Below are 2,706 nucleotides of genomic sequence, written 5' to 3' on the forward strand. Positions count from 1 at the left end.
ATCAACGAGCCGCAGCCCGCCACCATCGAGACTATGGAGGACCGGCAGGCAAGCAACGCAGCATGACGTGTGTCATCCGGTTTGACAGCTACCGGGCTGGCTTCCGTGACGGCGGCGGTCTCGTGTGGCGACAGGCCGGGGGTTCCGGGCGGGATGCTGAATAGGGCGGGGGTGGGGCCGGCCAGGCTGAGTCGTCCTGGAGACCAGCCGTTCATCATGGGGCGCCACGGGTCCGCTCCTGCGGCTACCAGGGCACGCGCGTTGTCGGGACGATTGGCGAAGACGGCTGTCCAGAGTGCGGTACGGCCGCGGTACTCCTCGTCGTCATCGTCGATGAAGTCGACATCGGCGATGCTGTGCGCCAGGTCCGTGACCGTTTCGGGCGAGTCGTTCTCGGCTGCGTCGTGCAGCAGGAAGTACTGCTCCGGGTCTGTGTCACTTTCCGGGTGGCCGGGATTAGGTTGATTGTCCCGGCCGTCGTCGGGTGGCGCAGTTCCGTCGTTGACGACCATGGCGCTCCTGAGAGGGATGTAGGCGTGATCGATGACGGCCTGCAAAGACCGACAAACGTCCGGTGAGATCGATCACCAGTCGGTCGTGATGAGGTGTTCGGGCGGGGCTGTGATCTTGACAGGCTTTCCCCATCCTCGGTAGATGATGTTCATCGTCATGGTCTCGGTCTGGCCGTCGTCCGGCCGAGTGAACCTGATGACGGCGTGGAAGCGTCGGGGCAAGTCGTCCGGGCCGACCCAGAGTTTCCAGCTGATGGGGCCGTGCCATGAGACAGACATCTCATCCACGTCGTCGGTCCCGAAGAAAATCCCGGCCTGTCGTTCGCCCAGCTCGGTAGCGGTGACTGTGCCGCTGTAGAGGGTCGTCTTCACGCCCTCGAACTTTCCGCCGTCGGTGCTGGTCGCACCCTGGGAGGCGCCCAGTTTGAGGAAGCCCGGGTTGATGCCGTTGATCAGGTCCTCTCCCCAGATCGTCCCGCTGAGGTTTCGACCGTGACTCCACTTCCCCAGCTTCGACGGTGACTTCCAGAGGTACTTGCCGTCCTTGGAACGTACGTAGGCCTGTGAGTAGAAGTCTCGGCCGACGCTGATCCCTCGGGACCGGCCTGTTCCTCGCGGCTCCTGGGTGATCTCGGTGGTGTCGGCGGCGTACACGCCTGAAGCCCGGAAGCGGTATGCGCCGGATGCTTTCATGTCCCAGGTGAAGGAGGCTGGGCCGCCGCGTCGCTTTACGGAGAAGCGCACGCTGCTTTTCTTCGCGAACTGCTTTTTGATCGCTTTGATGACAGGGGTGAGGGAGGCCGATTTCGGAGCCGCGTGGACGGCACCGCCGGGAATCGTGACGCTCAGCAGGCAGGCCATCACCACCGCGACGCTCAGGCGTTTCATGCGCCGATCACCACGGGCGACGATCTCGGTCAGGTCAGAGTGTTCGGTCGGCATGAGTCAGTTCCAGACGCCTGGTACCTGGTAGGGGACCTTGCCTTCTAGTTGGTCCTGGTCGAGGACTTCGCTCTTCAGCGGTAGCGCGATGGTGATCTGGCGGCCCCAGGCGGAGTAGCGGGTGTCGGTCTTGACGCGGAGGACGGAACCCTTCCAGTGGCGCAGGACTCCCTTGGTTGTAACTCGCTCTACCAGGCCATCCGCGCTCAGGCGGAGGGTGTAGGAGATGGTGCTGACGGGTTCGCTCCAGGAGTAGCCGCGGAAGCGCGAGGCGAAAGCGTCGGAGACCTTGACCAGTTTGTCGCCCTTGATCGTGCCCTTGATGACCCGGCCCTGCCAGGAGGTTCGGTGGGCCAGCAGGGCCTTGAGTGTGGTGGGTTCCAAGATTTCCAGCAGGGGGTTGCTGGTAGGCCGATCGGTGTGGAAGTAGCGCACCCAGTTGGTGCCCTGGGGAAGTGCGTCAGTGAAGCGGGGGCCGGAGACGTAATCGTCGGAGCCTGATGAGATGACTCTCAGGGGCATCTGTTCTCGGGCGGCGTCCTCCGCCATGCCGAGCTCCTTGATGCCCTTCGTCATCGCCTTGCTGGCCTTCAGGCGCTGGGAGGTCCGCTTCATCGGGATTCCCCTGGAGTTCGGTGGGAGGGACGCAACAATCTTGTGCATACGTGATCAACTGTCAAGCGGCCTCTCACATACTGGGGATGGGACATCATGCTGAAGAGCCGGAAGAAGACGACCCTTCATCGGCCGCTGGAAAGTCTCCTGACGGCTCGCGCACGGAAGGTGCTGAGCCTGGCTGCGGAGGTAGCCAGTTCTCGGGGCCATGACCGTGTTACTGGCGGTGATCTCGTAGAGGGCCTGGCTCGGTTGAATGACGGGGTGGCCGTCATGACGCTGCGGAGCCTTCGTATCGACGTGACGCGGTTCCGCTCTGCAGGTGCGGATCTCAGCCTAATCACCGATCTCGCCCGTCAGGAGGCCGCGGGGTTGGGGCATCGGTATATCGGCACCGAGCATTTGCTGCTCGGCCTCATCCATGAGCATCCCGACGTATTGAACCTCCAGCAGGCGCGAGTGCAGGTCATCAAGGTCCTCTGCGGAAACGTCTGATCAACCGCGATTACCTGAACGAGTCCAGGTAGGGGTGGTCTTTCAGATACGGCAGCCGTAGATTGTTGTGATCATGGTGTTGTCTCGGCGTAGGTATGCCATCGCTGGTGGCAGAGGCGCGCTCGATATTGGTGCCGTCGCC

At 62.9% G+C, this 2,706-nt stretch carries 3 protein-coding genes and 1 pseudogene; 1 reads left to right on the forward strand and 3 read right to left on the reverse strand.

What is annotated here, in order from left to right; translation table 11 throughout:
* From AB0J42_RS37495 to AB0J42_RS37505, 3 genes and pseudogenes are all read right to left on the reverse strand, one after another.
* Window positions 1–512, reverse strand: a pseudogene (locus AB0J42_RS37495) (ankyrin repeat domain-containing protein); the annotation flags it as partial.
* Window positions 513–584: 72 nt separating this feature from the next.
* Entirely contained in the window at window positions 585–1,454 is an 870-nt protein-coding gene (locus AB0J42_RS37500; RefSeq protein ID WP_364303316.1) for a hypothetical protein, read from the reverse strand.
* Between the two features lie 3 nt (window positions 1,455–1,457).
* Window positions 1,458–2,069 (reverse strand): hypothetical protein, encoded by a 612-nt coding sequence (locus AB0J42_RS37505; protein ID WP_364303318.1) that lies wholly within the window; start codon window positions 2,067–2,069, stop codon window positions 1,458–1,460.
* A gap of 96 nt (window positions 2,070–2,165) precedes the next feature.
* Here AB0J42_RS37505 and AB0J42_RS37510 point away from each other — a divergent pair, with 96 nt between their 5' ends.
* The gene (locus AB0J42_RS37510; protein ID WP_364303320.1) at window positions 2,166–2,564 is read left to right on the forward strand and encodes a Clp protease N-terminal domain-containing protein; all 399 of its coding nucleotides are present in this window, start codon (window positions 2,166–2,168) and stop codon (window positions 2,562–2,564) included.
* Window positions 2,565–2,706 lie beyond the last annotated feature (142 nt).

It is taken from the genome of Nonomuraea sp. NPDC049649 (assembly GCF_040675175.1).
Taxonomy (GTDB): domain Bacteria; phylum Actinomycetota; class Actinomycetes; order Streptosporangiales; family Streptosporangiaceae; genus Nonomuraea.

Bases quoted from the DNA above. Each gene is read 5' to 3' on its own strand.
- AB0J42_RS37500 (WP_364303316.1), bottom strand. From the start codon at position 1,454: ATGCCGACCGAACACTCTGACCTGACCGAGATCGTCGCCCGTGGTGAT.
- AB0J42_RS37505 (WP_364303318.1), bottom strand. From the start codon at position 2,069: ATGAAGCGGACCTCCCAGCGCCTGAAGGCCAGCAAGGCGATGACGAAG.
- AB0J42_RS37510 (WP_364303320.1), top strand. From the start codon at position 2,166: ATGCTGAAGAGCCGGAAGAAGACGACCCTTCATCGGCCGCTGGAAAGT.